This window comes from Variovorax cryoconiti, from assembly GCF_051216395.1.
GTDB lineage: Bacteria > Pseudomonadota > Gammaproteobacteria > Burkholderiales > Burkholderiaceae_C > Variovorax.
Genome location: NZ_JBPJZI010000002.1, coordinates 702453 through 720926, shown reverse-complemented (window position 1 = coordinate 720926; position 18474 = coordinate 702453). Strand labels below are relative to the sequence as shown.

The window sequence follows — 18474 nt, the reverse complement described above, 5'->3', positions numbered from 1 at the left end:
GACCCCCATGCTCAAGATCCACCACCTCGGCCATTCCCAATCCGAGCGCATCGTCTGGCTCTGCGAGGAGCTGGGGCTTGCCTACGACCTTCAGCACCACACGCGGGACCCCGTCACCATGCTCTCGCCGCCCGCGCTGAAGGCGCTGCATCCGCTGGGTGCAGCGCCTCTGATCGAAGACGGTGACCTGCTGCTGGCCGAGTCCGCCGCCATCGTCGACTACATCATCGTGAAGCACGGCGGCGGCCGTCTCAAGCTCGGCCCCGAGCATCCGGACTACGCGGCCTTCCTCTACTGGTTCCACTTCTCCAACGGCAACCTGATGCCGGCCATGGGCCGACTCATGATGGTCAGCCGGGCCAAGCTGCCCGCGGACCACCCGGTGCTCGTGTCGGTGCAGGGCCGGCTCGACCGGGTGATGGCGCTCGTTGAGGCACGGCTCGGTGAGGCCACCTACTTGGCGGGTGACGAGTTCACCGCGGCCGACATCATGAGCGTGTTCTCGCTCACCACGATGCGCCTCTTCCAGCCGATGGACCTCGCGCCCTATCCCAATGTGCGCGCATACCTGCAACGCATTGGGGAGCGGCCGTCATATCGACGCGCGATGGCGAAGGGCGATCCGGATCTGACGCCGATGTTGGGTTGAGGACGTGCGCTTTCGGCGGGGCTGCGCCTAGTTTGAGCTTGGGCCGGTGACGGTCTGCTTGAGGGCGTTGCGAACTTCGGCTTCGGGCCCCAAAGCGGAATCTGGATATTCCATAGCGGTCGGTTGATTCCTCTCAACGAGCCGGCACTAACCTTCAGTACCTCAAGGCATGAAACCTTTCCTACTTCTTCTTGTTGCCACCTGTTGTACCGGTTGCGCACTGGGACCATCGGCAGTTGAGACGCGCGCAACTATCCCGCCAGGTGCAGAGGCGCTCCTGACCAATGCGTATCGAATGGCCAACCAATTTCTGTGGCCAACAGCCGCCATCCCCTAGGAAGGTTCCAGAAGGCCGGGTGCAGTTGCGCTGTCAGCCGGCGTCCCAGTTGAAACGGCGCATGACCGCTTCTGGCCGACTAGAGACATCTCAGCCTAGTTCTCCAAAACCGGCCTGCGAGCACGAGCAGATATCCAAGCGGCATGGCGATGACTCCAATGAGTTCGAACGGGCGGCCCACGACCCTGTAGAAGCAACGTCCCTCGGGCAGGCCCGACCACCAACAGCCAACCTCCACGGGCAAAAAGTCGGAGAGTACTAGGCACACACCTGTGAGGGCCAGCGTCCACCCAATTACCTCCACGATTCGAGGCGCCCAGAATCTCATCGCTCGCTCTCCAATGTCCGCTCCTGGCCACATTCGGTCATCGGCCGACTATTCTTTGCCATCATGGGAAGGTCAAGTCCAAACCGAGCATCGTGCTAAGGCCGAAGGTGAGGAGCGAGAGGCCCAGCAGCGATAGCACGAAGACTGCGGCCACCTTGCCACCCGCGCGTGCCACCGCGCTCTGCTTCTCCTTCTTCCCTCGCACATAGTGCCACTTGATGGCGAAGAACATGCCTGCGCCGAACACGATAACTTTGAACGTAACGAAGGCTATAGGGACCCAATCCATCATTTCTCGTATTTCTAAGCTATTTCTTGGCGCTATGGTTCAAGGCGCCGGATGTCTGGTCCTGGCCGATTGTTGCCTGATGGCTAGTACACGAAAAGGAAAGTAGCCGATGACGGCGAAAGCAAGAGCGACGACTGCCCAGCAGGCCAAGCGGTGCCCCTTCGACAGTGAGTCATACCGCTCCTTGCTCATGTTGGGAACGCCCATTGGGCTCTCCAGGTTGCATGTTCTGAATGGACTGGGCGGAAGCGGGAAAGTCCGGTCTTGGTCGACGCCGGCCGGCTGCTACTCATTCGAAGTGCCACGAGCTTTGGTCAAGTGCGGGACAACTCGAGCAGAAAGCATGCGCCGCAGCGCGAAGGCGCCAAGCAAGGCTGCAGTAACTGCAATCGCCCAAATCAAGACCTCCGAATCACCTCGTTGGCCAGCATTGGTGTCCTGCGCGGCAGCCGCCAAAAGGACAGTGCCGGAGTTAAATGCAATATGCAGGACGATGCAGGGGACCAGAGACCGAGTCCGTTCATACAGCCAACCTAGCAAGACACCAATCGCCACTCCCCCCATGAACTGGTAGATGTTCATGTGCACGGCCCCGAACAGAACGGCCGAACCGAAGATTGCCTGCCGTTGCGAGAACTGCTCCAGGAAACCTCTCAAGACGATTCCTCGAAAGAGCATCTCCTCAAACACTGGGCCCAAGAGGCAGGCGACGACGACCGATGCAAAGTCCTGACTCGTCACTCGCGCGAAGAACTGCTCTTCCCATGCTGAGAGCGGCATCAGGCGTACCAGGAAGTCGTCCAATGCCCCAATTAGAAGGAGCAGCGCAGGCACCAGAAACAAGACCGGCGGCACTATAAGCGCCAGGGTTGCTCGAACGGACGACAACGAATCGTGGAACAGCTCACGGTAGGTGAGCTTCCTGAAGTGCATGACAACGGCGAAGACCAAGCCATTGCCGAGTAGCAAGGTCAGTGCATCGCTTTGGCCTCTTGTCAGGCCGAGCGCGCCTCTGGCATCACGCAGGACCGAGCCTGCCAGCACCTCGCTGAGTATCAGCGCCACGTAAAGGAGGACGGCCTGGAATGCGGTTGGAAAGGGCTCGCGAGGTTTGCTCATGCGTTTGTTCAGGCTCGCCCCTGAACAAGTGCTCAGCGCGACGGGTTGTACTTCTGCTTGCTCGCGCGCCGCTCGCACAAGCAACTTCCAGCGTCAGGGAACGCTTCGTCAGCCGCTCCCATTGCACGAGATCATACAAATTGTTTCAGATGTCCGCAGCAATCCATTCCCAACAGAGTCCGGCAGTGCCCCTTTCATTCGCCGCGTCGGATACGCCGGTCGTCATACGCGCAGCAAACCTCATTGCTCCCCCGCACGGCAGGGTGCTGCAGCCAACATTCGCGCTGCGCGGAGGAACGCCACCGGCCCGACCCAGCTGACATCCCAGTTACCCGCGACTGGCACCTCACGCTTGTGCGCGATCACCATGTCGCGTTTCGGCACGACCAAGATGTACTGGCCATGCACGCCCCACGCCATGGACGCACCGCTCAGCGGCGAGTCTTCCGGCTCTTCGAGCAGCCACCACAGGTAGCCGTACCCGAAGCCGCGCCGTGCCGTGTGCGGCGGATGCATCTGTGCAGCGGGCGTGGTCTGGCTCGTCATTTGTTGGACCCAGTCGGACGGCACGAGCTGCTGGCCGCGCCAATTGCCCTGGCGCAGCACCAAGTAGCCCAGACGTGCCATGTCGCGCGTGGACAGGTAGAAGGGGTAGGCCAAATGCTGCGACCGCCGCGCATCGCCACTGTGTGCATGGCGGGCCAGGTCGAAATCCTCGAGCTGCAGAGGTGCTGCCAGATCGTCCGCGAAAGCCTGGTAGATGTCTCGCCCGGTCAGGCGTTCGAAGGCAGTACCCGCAGCGTTGAAGTCCCAGTTGTTGTACAGAAAGTAGCTGCCGGGCCTATGCGATCCACGTGGGGGTGCTGCCGCCGCGTCGTCACCGCCATTGGCCGCCGCGTGGTAGACCCCGGAACGCGCAGCCAGCAGGTCGCGCAGTCTCGCCTGCCGCTCGATGGGTAGCAAGCCGCCCACGTCGTCGATGCCCAGGTCGGCCAGCGTGCGGTCAAGGTCGATGGTGCCATTGGCCACGTACTTGCCGTACATCATCGAGAGCACGCTCTTGCGCACCGAGAACACGATGCTGGCGGTCTGGACCGGGCCCTCGCTGAACAGCACGCGGCCGTCCTGCACCGCCATGAGCGCGGTCGTGTCCAGCGTGCGCACGTAGTTGCGGGTTGCGTCCAGCTCACGGCGGCAGGCGCTGCCCGGTTCAGCCTCAGACGCCGAGGCCCAGGATGCGCCGGGGAAGACTGCTGGCGCAGCAGGCGTTGCAGTGGCGCCGCCGGCGGGGAGCAGCAGTGCGAAGGCACATGCGCACAGCAGCCATCCCCATCTGGAGCGTGCTGAACGCAACGAGCAACGCCGGGCGAAGGTCCGCTGTTGAACACGTTCTCCCATCCCAGCGAACATCACCGGCCTCATTGGCCCTCCACCATCGGCGCATGGCAGGCGACGCACAGCTTGTTCCCCTCCGTATCGCGAAAGTAGGCGCCGTAGTAGTGCTCGTGGTACTGCGGGCGCAGGCCGGGCGGCCCCTCGCAGGTGCCGCCGTTCTCCAGTGCGGTGCGATGTGCCGCGCGCACGGTCTCCCTGGAAGCCGCCGCAAAAGCAACCATCTGCCCGTTGCCGGGGTGATGCGGTCGTCCGTCATGGGGCTGGCAGATGACGAAGAAGGGACGCGTCCCGCCTGCGCTGTGCCAACCTGCCCATGGCCTCTCTCGTTCGCAGAAGCGCAGCTCGAGGCCCAGGCTGTGCATGACAGGGCTGTAGAAGCGCAAGGCACGCTCGAAATCGCCGACGCTGACAAAGACATGAGAGAACACGCGAACTCCTGGCTGGTGGGATCGACGGCGCCGGATCCTTGCGGTCGACGTTGTCACATGCCCTGATCGTAGAAGCCCTGCCCGCCGACCTCAACGCCTATACCGACCGCCCCGCACCCACCGCCCCCGGCATCACCGACACCGGTGTGCCCAGGTGCCCCATCTCCTTCAGGATGAGCTGCCGCGCATAGCGCGCGAACAGCTCCACCAGCCGCGTGCGGCTGTGGTACTGCGGATAGAGCAGCGCGGCCGTGACCGGCAACGGGTGCAGGAAGGGCCGCACCTCGATGCCACCGAGGCCGGTCTCTTCGCTCGCCGCCAGCGGGTTGACGATGCTGATGCCCAGCCCCGCACCGACCATCGCGCAGATCGACGCGCCCAGGCTGGCTTCGGCGACCAGTGCGCGCTGCACCTCGGCATCGGCGAACAGCAGATCGATGCGGTTGCGCAGCGCAGTGCCGCCCGAGAAAGAGATGAAGGGCTCGCCGCCGAAATGCTCCGCGCCCAGTGCCTTGAGCCGCGCCAGCCGGTGGCCGCGCGGCAGCACGGCGACGCAGTTCATCGCGAGCACCGGCTCCACCTGCACGCCCGCGCTGTCTTCGGACAGCAGCGCCAGGCCGAGGTCGCACAGCCCCGAACTGACCCAGTCGTGGATGGCGCCGGCGTTGCCCGACTGGATGGACACCATGACGTCGGGGTGCCGCGTCTTGAACTGCGCCACGACCCGCGCCAGCAGACCGCCAGCCAGGCGCGGCATGGCCGCCACCGTGAGCCGCCCGGCACTGAAGGCACGGATGCCCGCCGCTGCGGACTCGAGCCCGGCCAGGCCGACGAAGGTCTTCTCCACCTCCTTGTAGAAGCGCGTGCCGTCGAGCGTCGCGGTGAGGCGGCTGCCCTTGCGGCTGAAGAGCGCGAACTGCGCGATCTTCTCGAGCTGGCCGATCAACCGGCTCACCTGTGGCTGTGAGGTGTGCATGCGCCGCGCGGCCTCGGTCATCGAGCCCGACACCATCACCGCCCGGAAGGCCTCGATGTGCCGCAGCGACATGCGTTCTGTGGCCATATCAGATATGAATGGATGAATATCCAAGTGGAATTGGGCAAAAGGATAGCGCGCCGGGATACTGCCTTTCGCCGGGGCCCGGGTGCCCTGCTCTATGAGGATCGATTCGATGAAAGCGACTGCCGTTTTTCTTGCCTCCACCACGCTGGTCTTCAGCGCCCTCCTGCCCCACGTCGCTGCCGCCGATGGCCGGCTCGACAAGATCAAGCAGGCCGGCGCGATCGTGCTGGGCCACCCGGAATCGTCGGTGCCCTTCGCCTACCTCGACGACAAGCAGGCGCCCATCGGCTACAGCGTCGAGATCTGCCAGGGCATCGCCGCCCACGTGCAGAAGTCGCTCGGCCTGGCCAAGCTGGATGTGCGCTACAACCCGACGAGTTCGGCCACGCGCATTCCGCTGCTGGCCAACGGCACCATCGACCTCGAGTGCGGCAACACCACCAACAACCTCGAGCGCCACAAGCTCGTGGCCTTCGCGCCGACCACCTTCGTGGCCGAGGTGGTGCTGACGGCGCGCAAGGACGGCGGCGTCAACGTCGACGACCTGGCCTCGTTCCGCGGCAAGGCGATCGCGGCGCAGGCCGGCGGCCAGACCTTTCGCCTGGTGTCGCAGCTGAGCGCGAAGAACGGCTACAACATCACCGTGATCCCGACCAAGGACACGGCCGAGACCTTCCTCATGGTCGAGAGCGGCCGTGCTGCCGGGTCTGCACAAGACAGCGGCCTGGCCTACGCCTCGGTTGCCTCGGCGCGCACCAGCGGCGACTACGTCATCAGCAAGAAGGGCCTGGAGCCCGCGCCCTACGGCATCGTGCAGCCGAAGGACGACCCGGCCTTCAAGAAGGTGGTCGACGAAGCGGTCGTCGGCATGATCCAAAGCGGCAAGGTCGCGGCGCTCTACCAGAAGTATTTCCTGTCGCCGATCCCGCCCAAGCAGATCAACCTCAACTACCCGATGAGCGACATCCTCAAGCGGGTGCTTGCCAACCCGACGGATTCGGGCGACCCGGCGGTCTACCAATAGGACGGTCCATTTCGCTGCGCGGTGGCCACCCGGTTGCATTGAAAAAGATTCGATGAACTACGACTGGAGCTGGAGCGTCTTCCTCGACCCTTCGCTCGACGGCACGCGCTCCTACCTGCAGATGCTGTTCGTCGGCGTGGGCTGGACGCTCACGCTCGCGGCCTGCGCGTGGACCATCGCGCTGCTGATGGGCAGCCTCGTCGGCACGCTGCGCTGCGTGAGCCACAAGCCGCTGAAGGTCGTCGCCACCGTCTACGTCGAGGTGTTCCGCAACATCCCGCTGCTGGTGCAACTCTTCCTCTGGTACTTCGTGCTGCCGGATTTCCTGCCGAGTGCCATGAGCACTGCCCTCAAGCAGTTGCCCCACCCGTGGGGCGCCTTCTGCCTCGCGGTGCTGGCGATGGGCTGCTACGGCGCCGCCCGCCTGGCCGAGACGCTGCGCGCCGGCATCGAGTCGCTGCCGCGCGGGCAGATGCTCGCAGCGCGCGCCATGGGCCTGACCGAGTACCAGGCCTACCGCCACATCATCCTGCCCGAGGCCTTCCGCATCATCCTGCCGCCGATGACCTCGGAGCTGATGGGCACCATCAAGTACTCGTCGGTGGCGCTCACCATCGGCCTGCTCGAACTCACCGGCCAGGCGCGCTCGATGGCGGACTTCAGCTTCCACATCTTCGAAGCCTTCTGCGCCGCCACGATCGGCTACCTGCTCATCAACGGCGCGGTGAGCCAGGGCATGCGGATGCTGGAACGCCACGTCGCCGTGCCCGGCCTGATTGGCGCCGCGCCGAAGGACGCCGTCTGATGGCCGCGCCACATTTCGAGCTCAGCGCGATCCTCCCGTCGCTGCCCTACCTGCTGAAGACCGGGCTCGCCTTCACGTTGACGATGACCGCGCTGGCCGCGGTCATGGGCCTGGCCCTCGGCACGCTGCTGGCGATGGCGCGGCTCTCGCCCATCAGGCTGATCGCCTGGCCGGCCGCCGTGTACGTGAACGTCATGCGCTCGGTGCCGCTGCTGCTGGTCATCTTCTGGTTCTACTTCCTGATGCCGTACATGGGCGCCTGGGTGCTGGGCGCATCGAGCCCGGTGCAGGTGGGCGCCTTCAAGTCCGCGGTGATCACCTTCACGCTGTTCGAGGCGGCCTACTTCTGCGAGATCGTGCGCGCCGGCATCCAGTCGGTGCCCAAGGGCCAGGTGGCCGCAGGCATGGCGCTGGGCATGGAACACGGCCCCCTGATGCGCAGCGTGGTGCTGCCCCAGGCCTTCCGCAACATGACGCCGGCGCTGCTGACGCGAATCATCATGTTGTTCCAGGACACGTCGCTGGTCTACGTGCTGTCGCTCACCGACTTCCTGGGGGCCGCGTCCAAGATCGGCCAACGCGACGGTCGGTTGCCGGAGATGTACATCTTCGTCGCGCTGGTCTATCTCGCGATCTGTTTCGCGGCCTCCCGCGGCACCGCCTACCTGGCCCGGCGCCACCGCCACTCGCACTGAACCCGAACCCGAATCCGCCATGCCTGCTGCACGCCCCTCCCACCTGTTCGCCGTCATCGATGAAACGCCCAACGTCGACATGCGCAGCGACACCGTCACCCACCCGACGGACCGCATGTACGAGCGCATGCGGCACGCCCCGATCGGCGACGACGGGCTGGACGGCGACCCGAGCACCGTCGAGCTGGAAGGGACCGTGGCGACGCTGCTCGGCAAGGAGGCCGGCCTGTTCGTGCCCAGCTGCACCATGGCCAACCTGCTGGCCGTGCTGGCCGCGGGCGGGCGCAGCGAGCAGGTGGTGCTGGAGGCGTCGGCCCACATGTACATGACCGAGCGCGGCGCGAGCACCTTCACGGGCATGTTCTACCAACCGGTCGAGGGACGGTCCGGCGCGATGGACCTGGCGATGCTCGAAGCGGTGCTCAAGCCCGCCAGCCACCGGCTCGCGACGGCGCTGATCGCGGTCGAGACCTCGCACAACAACGCCGGCGGTGCGGTGCTGCCGCTCGAGCACCTGCAGGCCGTGCAGGACATCGCACAGCGGCGCGGCATCCCGGTCCACCTCGACGGGGCGCGGCTGTTCAATGCCAGCGCGGCGCTGCAGGTCGAGCCGCACGCCATCGCGCGCTTCGCCGACACGGTGTCGGTCTGCCTGTCGAAGGGCCTGAGCGCACCGGTGGGTGCCGTGCTGGCCGGCTCGCAGGCGACGCTCACCCGCGCCCGCACGCTGCGCCGCCTGCTCGGCGGCACGCAGCGCCAGTCCGGCATCATGGCCGCGGCCGGGCTCGACGCGGTGCTCCACATGCGCGAACGGCTGGTGGACGATCACGCGCGGGCGCGCCGCTTCAGCGACGCGCTCAATGCCACCGGGCTGCCGGTGCGCGCCGCCCCGCCCCAGACCAACATCGTGCAGGTCGATGTGTCGGCCAGCGGGCTCGGCAGCCATGCGTGGGTGACTGCATTGGAGGCTGCGGGCCTGCGCGTGCGTCCCTGGGGCCCCACCTTGCTGCGCTGCGTGACGCATCGCCACATCGAGGAGGCGGAGGTCGACCGCGCCGTCACGGCCTTTCGCCAGGCGGCACTGGCACTGGTCTGATTCGCGGTTCGACCGTCGTCAGGCGACGACCGGCAACCGCGCAGAGAACGCCGTGCCCGATTCGGCCGACGACTCCACCCGCATCGCACCGCCATGCGCCATGGCGATCTGCGCGCAGATGTACAGCCCCAGGCCCAGCCCTCCGCCCGGCTTGCTGGTGAGCGGGCGCCAGTAGGGCTCGAAGACACGTGCCAGGTCGCCGGGCGCAATCGGCGCGCCCTCGTTCGCCACCACCAGCACCAGCACGTCGCCCTCGACCGAGGCGCTGACGCGCACCGGTCGATCGACGGCGCCGTAGGTCAGCGCGTTGCCCAGCAGGTTCGACAGCAACTGCTGCAGCCGGCCCCGGTCGCAACGCACGGCGCACGCAATGGCGATGTCGACATCGATACGGCGCTGCGGATGGGCTTCGCGCAGCTCGAAGACGACGTCGTTCAGCGCCGCCGCGAGATCGGTGGTCTCTTCGAGCACGACGCCCATGCCGGCGCCCAGCCGGCTGCGCGCCAGGTCGAGCACGTCGTTGATGAGCTGCGACATGCGTCGCGTGGTGGCGTCCAGGCGCGTGCCCAGGCGAACGAGCTCGGGCTCGGTTCGGCGCGACAGCAACTGGGCGGTGGCACCGACCGCCGCGAGCGGGTTGCGCAGGTCATGCCCCAGCACCGCGATGAACTGTTCGCGCAACTCGGCGGTGGCGCGCGCGTTGACCAGTTCCGTCTCGGCCGCGTTCTGGCGGTCTTCGCTCTCGAGCTGCATCGCGATGAGGTCGGCGAAGGCGGTGAACATCGCGACGATGCGCGGATCGGACACCACGGCCGGCCTTGGGTCGATCGCGCAGAGGTTGCCGAAATACGTGCCGCCCGGGCGGATAATCGGCACCGAGATGTAGCTCTCGATGTTGTAGATGCGCGGTGTGTGGTGGTCGCGGTACGTCGGGTCGAGGCTGGCGTGGTCGATGACCACCGGCTCGCGGGCGGCACGCGACTCGCTGCACAGGGTCGTTGCGACGTCGAGCTGCCCACCGGTCTTCAGACCGAAGTCGATGTCGTCCTGCACCGCGCAGGCCGTCCAGGTGCCGTCGGTGACGCGCGCCACGGCGGCGAAGCCCATGCCGGTGTTCTGGCAGATCAGGCGCAGCAACGACGGCACGGCGCTGATGCGCCCCACCGCGGCAATATCCCGTGCGATGGCCTCGGCGCTGTCGTCCATGGCGTGGTTCAGGTGCTGCTGCCCTCGTCCTCGGCCGGCCAGTCGCGGATGTAGGCCTTGAGCATCTTGTTCTCGAAATTCTGGCTGTCGACGACCGCCTTGGCGACGTCGTAGAAGCTGATCACGCCCATCAGCATGCGCTTGTCCATGACCGGCATGTAGCGGGCGTGGCGCTCGAGCATGATGCGGCGGATCTCGTCGAGGTCGGTCTCGGCGGTGCAGGTCACGGGCGCGTCGTCCATGGCCTTGCGCACCAGCGAACCACCGACCTGGCCGCCGTTCTTGACGATGGCGACGATCACCTCGCGGAAGGTGAGCATGCCGACCAGATCGCCGTGTTCCATGACCACCAGCGAACCGATGTCCTTCTCGGCCATGGTCGTCACGGCGTCGGCCAGGGGTTCGTCGGGGGTGATGGTGTAGAGGGTGTTGCCCTTGACGCGCAGGATGTCGCTGACCTTCATCGTGGTGCTCCTCTTCTGACTCGGCTGATCCGATTGAATATAGCCCAACTCGCTCACAATAGCCGGCCGCTGCCCGCCCCTGCGCCGCGCAGACGTGAGCGGCCGTTACAAGTCCTCAGAGGAGACACATGCCAGGCTATTCCGACCCCGGGTTCGACACCCTTGCGCTGCACGCCGGTGCCGCCCCCGACCCGACGACCGGCGCGCGCGCCGTGCCGATCCACCTCACCACCTCCTTCGTCTTCGAGTCGAGCGACCACGCGGCCGCGCTGTTCAACCTGGAGCGCGCCGGCCACGTGTACAGCCGCATCAGCAACCCGACCAACGCGGTGCTGGAGCAGCGCGTGGCGGCGCTGGAAGGCGGCATCGGCGCCATCGCCACCGCGAGCGGCCAGGCCGCGCTGCACCTGAGCGTGGCGACGCTGATGGGCGCCGGCTCGCACATCGTGGCCAGCACGGCCCTCTACGGCGGCTCGCAGAACCTGCTGCACTACACGATGCGCCGCTTCGGCATCGACACCACCTTCGTCAAGCCGGGCGACCTGGACGGCTGGAAAGCCGCGATCCGGCCGAACACCAAGCTGCTGTTCGGCGAGACCGTGGGCAACCCGGGGCTGGACGTGCTCGACATCCCGTCGGTGAGCGACATCGCCCACGCGGCCGGCGTGCCGCTCTTGGTCGATTCCACGCTGACCTCGCCCTACCTCATCAAGCCCTTTGACCACGGCGCCGATCTGGTCTACCACTCGGCGACCAAGTTCCTCTCGGGCCACGGCACGGTGATCGGCGGCGTGGTGGTCGACGGCGGCAGCTTCGACTGGGAGAAGTCGGGCAAGTTCGCCGAGCTGAGCCAAGCCTACGACGGCTTCCACAACATGGTGTTCAGCGAGGAAAGCACGGTCGGCGCCTTCCTGCTGCGCGCGCGCCGCGAAGGCCTGCGCGACTTCGGCGCATCGATGAGCCCGCACACGGCATGGCTGATCCTGCAGGGCATCGAGACGCTGCCGCTGCGCATGGAGCGGCACATCGACAACACGCAGAAGGTGGTCGAGTTTCTGGCGGCGCATCCCTTCGTGTCGCGCGTGGGCCATCCGCTGATCGAATCGCACCCGAGCCATGCGCTGGCGCAGAAGCTGCTCAAGCATGGCGCACGCGGCGCCGGCGCGGTCTTCAGCTTCGACATCAAGGGCAGCCGCGCGCAAGGCAAGGCCTTCATCGAAGCGCTCAAGCTCTTCAGCCACCTGGCCAACGTGGGCGACTGCCGCAGCCTGGTGATCCACCCGGCCAGCACCACGCACTTCCGCATGACGGACGAGGCGCTGGCGGGTGCGGGCATCTCGCAGGGGACGATTCGGCTGTCGATCGGGCTGGAAGACCCGGCGGATCTGATCGACGACTTGAAGCGGGCGTTGAAGGCGGCAGAGAAGGCGGGTGCTTGAGATGGGCGCTTGTTTTTCCGTTCGTGGCGTTGCTGGGGTGCCCGGTTCGGGGCGGGATCACGCCGACGGGGGACATTCGCGGAGGGGAGTACCCGGTGGCCTGCACACGCACCCCGAACACCAAAGCCAACCGGGTGGAGCACTGAAATGAACTACACCATCAACGGCCACGCCGCCTACGCCTACACCGGCGGCAAAACGCTCGACCCGGCCAAGCCGACCGTCGTCTTCATCCACGGCGTGCTCAACGACCACAGCGTGTGGATCCTGCAGAGCCGCTGGTTCGCCAACCACGGCTGGAACGTCCTGGCGATCGACCTGCCCGGCCACTGCAAAAGCGCCGGAAAGGCGCCGGCGACCGTCGAAGAGGCCGCGCAGTTCATCGTCGCACTGCTCGACGCGGCCGGCGTGCAGAAGGCGGCGCTGGTCGGTCACAGCTTCGGCTCGCTGATCGCGCTGGAGACGGCTGCCCGCGCGCCGGAACGCGTGTCGCACCTGGCCATGGTCGGCACCGCCTACCCGATGGCGGTATCGCCGGCGCTGCTCGACAACGCGCTGAATGCGCCGATGAAGGCCATCGACATGGTCAACACCTTCTCGCACTCGATGATGGCGCCGCCGCCCTCGTCGCTCGGCCCCGGCACCTGGCTCTACGGCGGCTCGCGCGCGCTCATGCGACGCGTGCTGGCGAGCAACCGCGAGGTCAACGTGTTCCACGTCGGCTTCAACGCCTGCAACGACTACGCGAACGGCGAAGCGGCCATCGCGGCGGTGCAATGTCCGGTGCTGTTCCTGCTCGGCGCGGCCGACCAGATGACACCGCAGAAGGCCGCCAAGACGCTCAGCGCCAAGGCGTCGTCGTCCAAAACGGTCGTGGTGCAGGCCGGGCATCAGCTCATGACCGAGGCGCCGGACGCGGTGCTCTTCGCCCTGCGCGATTTCCTGACCGGCTGAGACGCCGCTCAGAGTTCGAACTGCGCCGGCGTCGCGGCCACGGCCGCCATCAGCACGCCGACCAGGGCGCTCGACGGCTGCGCGGCCGGCAGGGCGCCGAGCATGCGGCTCAGCGTCTCGGGATGCGGCAGCAGGGGCCCGAGGAAATGCGTGCCCTGCGCACCCGCGATCAGCAGCGTGGGAAAGGTCTCGACGTCGAAGTCGTCGGCGATGTCCGAATGGTCCTCGATGTCGACCCAGGCGAAACGCAGCCCGGGGTGCGCCGCGGCGATCCGCTCGAAGCCCGGCCGGTAGTCGCGGCAGGTGCCGCACCAGTCTGCGCACAGGCAGACCACCCAGGTGGCAGCGGCAGGATCGGCAACGGGCAGTGTGGGCAGTGCGCTCACGGGGAAGACCTGGACATGTGGAGTGGAGATTATCGAGGTCGCCGCCGACGGCTGCAGCGCCGGGTCAAAGCCTCGCGAGATCGACGTACCGCCCCATCTGGCTCGGCCGCGTCAGGTCTTGGAGATCGTCGCGCACCACCAGCGCATCGCGCAGGCACAGGCTCTCGAGCGCGGCCTTGTGCCACAGGTGCGCGAGCGCGTCGGCGCGCGGCAGCAGCAGTTCGGTCAGCAAGGGCGCCAGGGGCGTGACGTCGGGGTCGGCCAGCAGCACGTAGCGCGGGTCTTCGTTGGCCGGTTCTTCCGCGAGCGGCGCGATCCAGTCGATGGCGACCAGCGTCTCCAGCACCGGCGCCAGCTGCAGCGCATCGACCCGCATCCGCGCCACCAGTTCGCTCGCGCCCAGCCCCTTGGCCGGCGTCGCGTGGGCGGCGTCGAGCAGCTGCAGCGCCTCGACCGCCAGCTGGAACGGCCAGCCCGGCGTGTCGCCACGGCGCGCCACGCCCGCCAGCAGGCTGGGCAGGTAGGCCGCGATCACCGCGCCAAACAGCGCGATCACCCAGGCGACGTAGATCCAGATCAGCAGGATGGGCGCCGTGGCGAAGGCACCGTAGAGCACCGAGTACGTCGGCACCAGGCTCAGGTAGTAGCCCAGCACCCGCTTGGCGATCTCGATGGCGGCCGCGACGAACAGGCCGCCCGCCCACGCATGGGCCCAGCGCACCGAGGTGTTGGGCACGTAGTGGTAGAGCGAGGCCATGCCGCCGGCGAGCAGCACGAATTCGAAGGTATCGAACAGCAGCTTGAGCATGCCCCCGCTGCCGACCACGCCGCGCGAGGCCGAGAAGACATACGACGTGGTGCTCAGGCTCACCGCCAGGATCAGCGGCCCGAGCGTGATGGCCGCCCAGTAAATGAGCACACGTTGCGCCAGCGGTCGCGGGTTGCGCACCCGCCAGATGCTGTTGAGCGTCTTGTCGATGGTCAGGATCAGCGCGACCGCCGTGACCAGCAGCACGATCAGGCCTGCGATGCCGAGCCCGCTGGCCTTGCTCGCGAACTGGTTCAGGTAGCCCAGCACCTGCCGCGCGATGTTGTCGGGGATCAGGCTCTCGATCAGCCAGCGCTGCAGGCGGCCCTGCATCTTGGCGAACATCGGAAACACCGTGAAGAGCGCCAGGGCCGTGGTGAAGAACGGCACCATCGCGATGGTGGTGGTGAAGGTCAGGCTGCCCGCCGTCAGGCCCAGGCGGTCCTCACGAAAGCGCTCGCGCAGCACGGCCGCCGTGTTGCCCCAAGGAAAGTGTGAAAGGTCCCTCCACCATGGCCGGTGTTTCATGGCCGGTATCATGCCATCGGCCCTGCGGCATGCCGCCGCAGACCGCCCTGCGCGCCCGCCGCGCGCGACCCCTCCGTGCCCATGCCGTGATCCAGCCCCAAAGCCCTTCGTCCGCCGTCGCCGCCACCCGCTGGCTGGCCGTGGGCAGCCTCGTCGGCCTGATCGTGCTGGGCCTGGCGTGGGAGATGTGGCTGGCGCCGCTGCGCCCGGGCGGCTCCTGGCTGGCGCTCAAGGTGCTGCCGCTGGTGGTGCCGCTGGCCGGGCTCTACAAGAACCGCATGTACACCTACCGCTGGGTCAGCCTGATGATCTGGCTTTATTTCACCGAAGGCGTGGTGCGCGCCTGGAGCGACGCCTTGCCGCTCGGGCGTGCACTGGCAGGCATCGAAATCGTGCTGTGCCTCATGCTTTTCGTGGCCTGCGCGATGCACGTGCGGCTGCGCCTGCGCGATGCCCGCGCTGCACGGGCCGCCGTTTCGCTGGAGACTTCCACCCCATGACCGATCTGATCGACCAGTTGCGCGCCATCGTGGGCGCGACCCACGTACTGACCGAGGGCGACCTCACGGCCTACGAGCAGGACTGGCGCAAGCGCGAGCGCGGCAAGGCGCTGGCCGTGGTGCGCCCCGCCAGCGCGCAGCAGGTGGCCGACGTCGTCAAGGCGTGCGCCGCCGCCGGCAGTTCGCTGGTGCCGCAGGGCGGCAACACCGGCCTGGCGGTGGGCGGCATTCCCGACGCCAGCGGCACGCAGGTGCTGCTGAGCCTGCAGCGCATGAACGCGGTGCGCGACATCGACGCGGCCAACCTCACGATGACGGTCGAGGCCGGCTGCATCCTGCAGACGCTGCAGGAAACCGCCGAGAAGGCCGGCTTCCTGTTCCCGCTGAGCCTGGCCGCTGAAGGCAGCTGCACCATCGGCGGCAACCTGGCAACCAACGCGGGCGGCACGCAGGTCGTGCGCTACGGCAACACGCGCGACCTGTGCCTGGGCCTCGAGGTGGTCACGCCGCAGGGCGAGATCTGGGAAGGCACCAGCGGCCTGCGCAAGGACAACACCGGCTACGACCTGCGCGACCTGCTGATCGGCAGCGAAGGCACGCTGGGCATCATCACCGCCGCGACGATGAAGCTGTACCCGATGCCCGCGGCGCAACTCACCGCCTGGGCCGCCGTGCCGTCGCTCGACCACGCGGTCACGCTGCTCGGCCTGGCGCACAAGCACCTGGGCGCCGGCCTCACCGGCTTCGAGGTGATGGGTCAGTTCGCCCTGAGCCTGGTTGGCAAGCACATGCCGCAGCTGCGCGTGCCCTTCTTGGGCGATGCCTCGGCGCCCTATTGCGTGCTGCTCGAGAATTCCGACAACGAATCCGAAGACCATGCACGGGCGCGCTTCGAGTCGCTGCTCGAAACCGCCTTCGAGGACGGCTGCGTGACCGACGCGGTGGTGGCCGAGAACCTCACACAGGCCCACCAGCTCTGGCACATCCGCGAGAGCATTCCGCTGGCCCAGGCCGAGGAAGGCCTGAACATCAAGCACGACATCTCGATCGCGGTGTCGCGCATTCCCGCCTTCGTGGCCGAGACCGACGCCCTGCTGCAGCGCGAGATCCCCGGCGTGCGGCTGGTCAACTTCGGCCACCTGGGCGACGGCAACCTGCACTACAACGTGCAGGCCCCGGTCGAAGGCGATGCCAAGGCCTTCCTGCGCGACGAGGAAGAGCGCGTCAACACGCTGGTGTACGACGCGGTCGAGAAGTTCGGCGGCTCGTTCTCCGCCGAACACGGTGTCGGCGAACTCAAGGTGCACAAGCTCGAGAAGCACAAGTCGCCCGTGGCGCTGGGCATGATGCGCGCCATCAAGCGCGGGCTGGACCCGCAGAACATCATGAATCCGGGGCGGGTGCTGCGGGTTTAGCGCAGGTTTTCATGCGCGTAAGATATGCGCATCCATTCTGTACGAGGAATTTGCGATGCTTCGTTTCGACAACGCACCCAAGAAGGCAACCAACCTTTCGCTCAACAGCAAGGTGCTGGAAGTCGCGCGCGAGCTGGGCATGAATGTGTCGCAGACGGTCGATGCCTTGCTGGCCAAGGAAGTCGAGCGACGCTATTGGGAAGGATGGAACGAGCGCAACAAGGAGGCCATCGAGGCCTACAACACGCGCATTCGTCGCGACGGCGTCTGGGGCGCCAAGTACCGCACCTTCGCGGGCAGTCTGGGTGACGGGCGCCAGTCGCCTGATCTCACGTCCGACCCCAAGCCCGAACCCGCCAACCGCAAGGCGACCTGAGCGGATGGCGCGCTTCGACGTCTACGCCAATCCGGACAAGTCCGAACACCGCCACACGCCCTTTGTGCTGGACGTGCAGAACGACCATATCGACGGCGTGGAGACGCGCATCGTCATTCCTTTGCGCGACGCAAGGGTGCATGGCAAATGCCTTGAGCGCGTGCATCCTGCTTTCCGCATCAACGAGCGTGACGTGGTGCTCGACACGCCGACCATGGCCACCTTTCCGCGAGACTGGCTGCGCTCGCCGGTGAGCAGCCTGAAAGCGCAGCAACAGGCCGTGCAAGATGCGCTCGATGCCGTGTTCGGCGCCTACTGAGTTTCAACCGATGACCGATCGTCCCATCCGCTCCCAATACGAAGACTTCATGCGCCACGTCGACACGCACGGCGTGTTCAAGGCCGACCGCACCGGCACCGGCACCCAGAGCGTCTTCGGCCACCAGATGCGCTTCGACCTGACCGAGGGCTTCCCGCTGGTCACCACGAAGAAGGTGCACGTGCGCTCCATCATCCAGGAGCTGCTGTGGTTCCTCACCGGCTCCAGCGACAACAACTGGCTGCGCGAACGCGGCGTGACCATCTGGGACGAATGGGCGCGCGAAGACGGCGATCTCGGCCCGGTCTACGGCGTGCAGTGGCGCAGCTGGCCGACGCCCGACGGCGGTCACATCGACCAGATCGCCGAGGTCATCAAGACACTCAAAACGAACCCCGATTCGCGCCGCATCATCGTGAGCGCATGGAACGTGGCCGAGCTGTCGAAGATGGCATTGATGCCCTGCCACGCCTTCTTCCAGTTCTATGTGGCGCCGCCGCAGGCCGACGGCGAACGCGGCAGGCTGAGCTGCCAGCTCTACCAGCGCAGCGCCGACATCTTCCTGGGCGTGCCGTTCAACATCGCGAGCTATGCGCTGCTCACGCACATGGTGGCGCAGCAGTGCGACCTGGATGTCGGCGACTTCATCTGGACCGGCGGCGACTGCCACATCTACAGCAACCACGCTGAGCAAGTTGCCCTGCAGCTCAGCCGCGAGCCACGTCCCTACCCGACGCTGCGCATCCTGCGCAAGCCCGACTCGATCTTCGACTACCAGTACGAGGACTTCGCCTTCGACGGCTACGACCCGCATCCCGCCATCAAGGCGCCTGTGGCGGTGTGAGCGAAGA

The 18474-nt window shown here is 66.6% G+C and carries 21 protein-coding genes; 12 read left to right on the top strand and 9 right to left on the bottom strand.

Features of this window, described 5'->3' with window-relative positions:
- Positions 1-7 precede the first annotated feature (7 nt).
- Entirely contained in the window at positions 8-649 is a 642-nt protein-coding gene (locus ACSFA2_RS08175) for a glutathione S-transferase family protein (protein WP_435454805.1), read from the top strand.
- Positions 650-1375: 726 nt separating this feature from the next.
- Here the strand turns inward: ACSFA2_RS08175 and ACSFA2_RS08170 are convergent.
- The 5 genes from ACSFA2_RS08170 to ACSFA2_RS08150 form a co-directional block, all read right to left on the bottom strand.
- Positions 1376-1606: a hypothetical protein gene (locus tag ACSFA2_RS08170; RefSeq protein ID WP_435454804.1), complete on the bottom strand. Its 231-nt coding sequence runs from the start codon at positions 1604-1606 to the stop codon at positions 1376-1378.
- A gap of 282 nt (positions 1607-1888) precedes the next feature.
- A complete protein-coding gene (locus tag ACSFA2_RS08165; RefSeq protein ID WP_435454803.1) occupies positions 1889-2722 on the bottom strand; it encodes a CPBP family intramembrane glutamic endopeptidase in 834 nt (277 codons plus the stop codon).
- A 240-nt stretch (positions 2723-2962) separates the two neighbouring features.
- Positions 2963-3886, bottom strand: a complete 924-nt coding sequence (locus tag ACSFA2_RS08160; protein ID WP_435454802.1) for a serine hydrolase domain-containing protein — start codon at positions 3884-3886, stop codon at positions 2963-2965.
- Positions 3887-4140: 254 nt separating this feature from the next.
- Positions 4141-4545 carry a VOC family protein gene (locus ACSFA2_RS08155; RefSeq protein WP_435454801.1) on the bottom strand — a complete coding sequence of 135 codons (405 nt, stop codon included), beginning with the start codon at positions 4543-4545 and terminating at the stop codon, positions 4141-4143.
- 97 nt (positions 4546-4642) lie between these two features.
- Positions 4643-5608: a LysR substrate-binding domain-containing protein gene (locus ACSFA2_RS08150; protein ID WP_435454800.1), complete on the bottom strand. Its 966-nt coding sequence runs from the start codon at positions 5606-5608 to the stop codon at positions 4643-4645.
- 109 nt (positions 5609-5717) lie between these two features.
- On the opposite strand from ACSFA2_RS08150, the gene ACSFA2_RS08145 reads away from it, so the two are divergent.
- The 4 genes from ACSFA2_RS08145 to ACSFA2_RS08130 are packed head-to-tail and all read left to right on the top strand — an operon-like array spanning position 5718 to position 9228.
- Entirely contained in the window at positions 5718-6632 is a 915-nt protein-coding gene (locus ACSFA2_RS08145; protein WP_435454799.1) for an amino acid ABC transporter substrate-binding protein, read from the top strand.
- A 52-nt stretch (positions 6633-6684) separates the two neighbouring features.
- A complete protein-coding gene (locus ACSFA2_RS08140; RefSeq protein WP_435454798.1) occupies positions 6685-7437 on the top strand; it encodes an amino acid ABC transporter permease in 753 nt (250 codons plus the stop codon).
- The gene (locus tag ACSFA2_RS08135; protein ID WP_435454797.1) at positions 7437-8132 is read left to right on the top strand and encodes an amino acid ABC transporter permease; all 696 of its coding nucleotides are present in this window, start codon (positions 7437-7439) and stop codon (positions 8130-8132) included. Before ACSFA2_RS08140 ends, ACSFA2_RS08135 begins: the two co-directional genes overlap by 1 nt.
- Positions 8133-8151: 19 nt before the next feature.
- On the top strand, positions 8152-9228 hold the full coding sequence (locus tag ACSFA2_RS08130; protein ID WP_435454796.1) for a threonine aldolase family protein: 1077 nt from the start codon (positions 8152-8154) through the stop codon (positions 9226-9228).
- Positions 9229-9246: 18 nt separating this feature from the next.
- On the opposite strand, the gene ACSFA2_RS08125 is transcribed toward ACSFA2_RS08130, so the two are convergent.
- Together ACSFA2_RS08125 and ACSFA2_RS08120 are read right to left on the bottom strand one after the other, a co-directional pair.
- Entirely contained in the window at positions 9247-10434 is a 1188-nt protein-coding gene (locus ACSFA2_RS08125) for a GAF domain-containing sensor histidine kinase (RefSeq protein ID WP_435454795.1), read from the bottom strand.
- An 8-nt stretch (positions 10435-10442) separates the two neighbouring features.
- A complete protein-coding gene (locus ACSFA2_RS08120) occupies positions 10443-10898 on the bottom strand; it encodes a CBS domain-containing protein (RefSeq protein ID WP_435454794.1) in 456 nt (151 codons plus the stop codon).
- Positions 10899-11026: 128 nt separating this feature from the next.
- Between ACSFA2_RS08120 and ACSFA2_RS08115 the strand changes: the two genes are divergently transcribed.
- Both ACSFA2_RS08115 and ACSFA2_RS08110 read left to right on the top strand, forming a co-directional pair.
- Complete coding sequence (locus ACSFA2_RS08115; RefSeq protein WP_435454793.1) at positions 11027-12337, top strand: O-acetylhomoserine aminocarboxypropyltransferase; 1311 nt, start codon at positions 11027-11029, stop codon at positions 12335-12337.
- Between the two features lie 147 nt (positions 12338-12484).
- Positions 12485-13291 (top strand): alpha/beta fold hydrolase, encoded by an 807-nt coding sequence (locus ACSFA2_RS08110; RefSeq protein ID WP_435454792.1) that lies wholly within the window; start codon positions 12485-12487, stop codon positions 13289-13291.
- 8 nt (positions 13292-13299) lie between these two features.
- Here ACSFA2_RS08110 and ACSFA2_RS08105 read toward each other — a convergent pair whose 3' ends face one another.
- On the bottom strand, positions 13300-13677 hold the full coding sequence (locus ACSFA2_RS08105) for a thioredoxin family protein (RefSeq protein WP_435454791.1): 378 nt from the start codon (positions 13675-13677) through the stop codon (positions 13300-13302).
- A 64-nt stretch (positions 13678-13741) separates the two neighbouring features.
- Positions 13742-15025, bottom strand: a complete 1284-nt coding sequence (locus tag ACSFA2_RS08100) for a YihY family inner membrane protein (RefSeq protein ID WP_435454790.1) — start codon at positions 15023-15025, stop codon at positions 13742-13744.
- Between the two features lie 17 nt (positions 15026-15042).
- Between ACSFA2_RS08100 and ACSFA2_RS08095 the strand changes: the two genes are divergently transcribed.
- Genes ACSFA2_RS08095 through ACSFA2_RS08075 form a run of 5 tightly spaced genes read left to right on the top strand, consistent with a single transcriptional unit; the run spans position 15043 to position 18467 of the window.
- Positions 15043-15513: a DUF2069 domain-containing protein gene (locus tag ACSFA2_RS08095; protein ID WP_435454789.1), complete on the top strand. Its 471-nt coding sequence runs from the start codon at positions 15043-15045 to the stop codon at positions 15511-15513.
- Complete coding sequence (locus ACSFA2_RS08090; RefSeq protein WP_435454788.1) at positions 15510-16928, top strand: FAD-binding oxidoreductase; 1419 nt, start codon at positions 15510-15512, stop codon at positions 16926-16928. The genes ACSFA2_RS08095 and ACSFA2_RS08090 overlap by 4 nt, the downstream gene beginning before the upstream one ends.
- Positions 16929-16983: 55 nt before the next feature.
- Positions 16984-17304, top strand: a complete 321-nt coding sequence (locus tag ACSFA2_RS08085) for a type II toxin-antitoxin system CcdA family antitoxin (protein ID WP_435454787.1) — start codon at positions 16984-16986, stop codon at positions 17302-17304.
- A 4-nt stretch (positions 17305-17308) separates the two neighbouring features.
- Positions 17309-17623 (top strand): CcdB family protein, encoded by a 315-nt coding sequence (locus ACSFA2_RS08080; RefSeq protein WP_435454786.1) that lies wholly within the window; start codon positions 17309-17311, stop codon positions 17621-17623.
- A gap of 10 nt (positions 17624-17633) precedes the next feature.
- A complete protein-coding gene (locus tag ACSFA2_RS08075) occupies positions 17634-18467 on the top strand; it encodes a thymidylate synthase (protein WP_435454785.1) in 834 nt (277 codons plus the stop codon).
- Positions 18468-18474: the final 7 nt, after the last annotated feature.

Coding starts and splice junctions, on each gene's coding strand:
- ACSFA2_RS08175 (WP_435454805.1), top strand. CDS start 8: ATGCTCAAGATCCACCACCTCGGCCATTCCCAATCCGAGCGCATCGTC.
- ACSFA2_RS08170 (WP_435454804.1), bottom strand. CDS start 1,606: ATGATGGATTGGGTCCCTATAGCCTTCGTTACGTTCAAAGTTATCGTG.
- ACSFA2_RS08165 (WP_435454803.1), bottom strand. CDS start 2,722: ATGAGCAAACCTCGCGAGCCCTTTCCAACCGCATTCCAGGCCGTCCTC.
- ACSFA2_RS08150 (WP_435454800.1), bottom strand. CDS start 5,608: ATGGCCACAGAACGCATGTCGCTGCGGCACATCGAGGCCTTCCGGGCG.
- ACSFA2_RS08145 (WP_435454799.1), top strand. CDS start 5,718: ATGAAAGCGACTGCCGTTTTTCTTGCCTCCACCACGCTGGTCTTCAGC.
- ACSFA2_RS08140 (WP_435454798.1), top strand. CDS start 6,685: ATGAACTACGACTGGAGCTGGAGCGTCTTCCTCGACCCTTCGCTCGAC.
- ACSFA2_RS08135 (WP_435454797.1), top strand. CDS start 7,437: ATGGCCGCGCCACATTTCGAGCTCAGCGCGATCCTCCCGTCGCTGCCC.
- ACSFA2_RS08130 (WP_435454796.1), top strand. CDS start 8,152: ATGCCTGCTGCACGCCCCTCCCACCTGTTCGCCGTCATCGATGAAACG.
- ACSFA2_RS08125 (WP_435454795.1), bottom strand. CDS start 10,434: ATGGACGACAGCGCCGAGGCCATCGCACGGGATATTGCCGCGGTGGGG.
- ACSFA2_RS08120 (WP_435454794.1), bottom strand. CDS start 10,898: ATGAAGGTCAGCGACATCCTGCGCGTCAAGGGCAACACCCTCTACACC.
- ACSFA2_RS08115 (WP_435454793.1), top strand. CDS start 11,027: ATGCCAGGCTATTCCGACCCCGGGTTCGACACCCTTGCGCTGCACGCC.
- ACSFA2_RS08110 (WP_435454792.1), top strand. CDS start 12,485: ATGAACTACACCATCAACGGCCACGCCGCCTACGCCTACACCGGCGGC.
- ACSFA2_RS08100 (WP_435454790.1), bottom strand. CDS start 15,025: ATGATACCGGCCATGAAACACCGGCCATGGTGGAGGGACCTTTCACAC.
- ACSFA2_RS08095 (WP_435454789.1), top strand. CDS start 15,043: ATGCCGCCGCAGACCGCCCTGCGCGCCCGCCGCGCGCGACCCCTCCGT.
- ACSFA2_RS08090 (WP_435454788.1), top strand. CDS start 15,510: ATGACCGATCTGATCGACCAGTTGCGCGCCATCGTGGGCGCGACCCAC.
- ACSFA2_RS08085 (WP_435454787.1), top strand. CDS start 16,984: ATGCTTCGTTTCGACAACGCACCCAAGAAGGCAACCAACCTTTCGCTC.
- ACSFA2_RS08080 (WP_435454786.1), top strand. CDS start 17,309: ATGGCGCGCTTCGACGTCTACGCCAATCCGGACAAGTCCGAACACCGC.
- ACSFA2_RS08075 (WP_435454785.1), top strand. CDS start 17,634: ATGACCGATCGTCCCATCCGCTCCCAATACGAAGACTTCATGCGCCAC.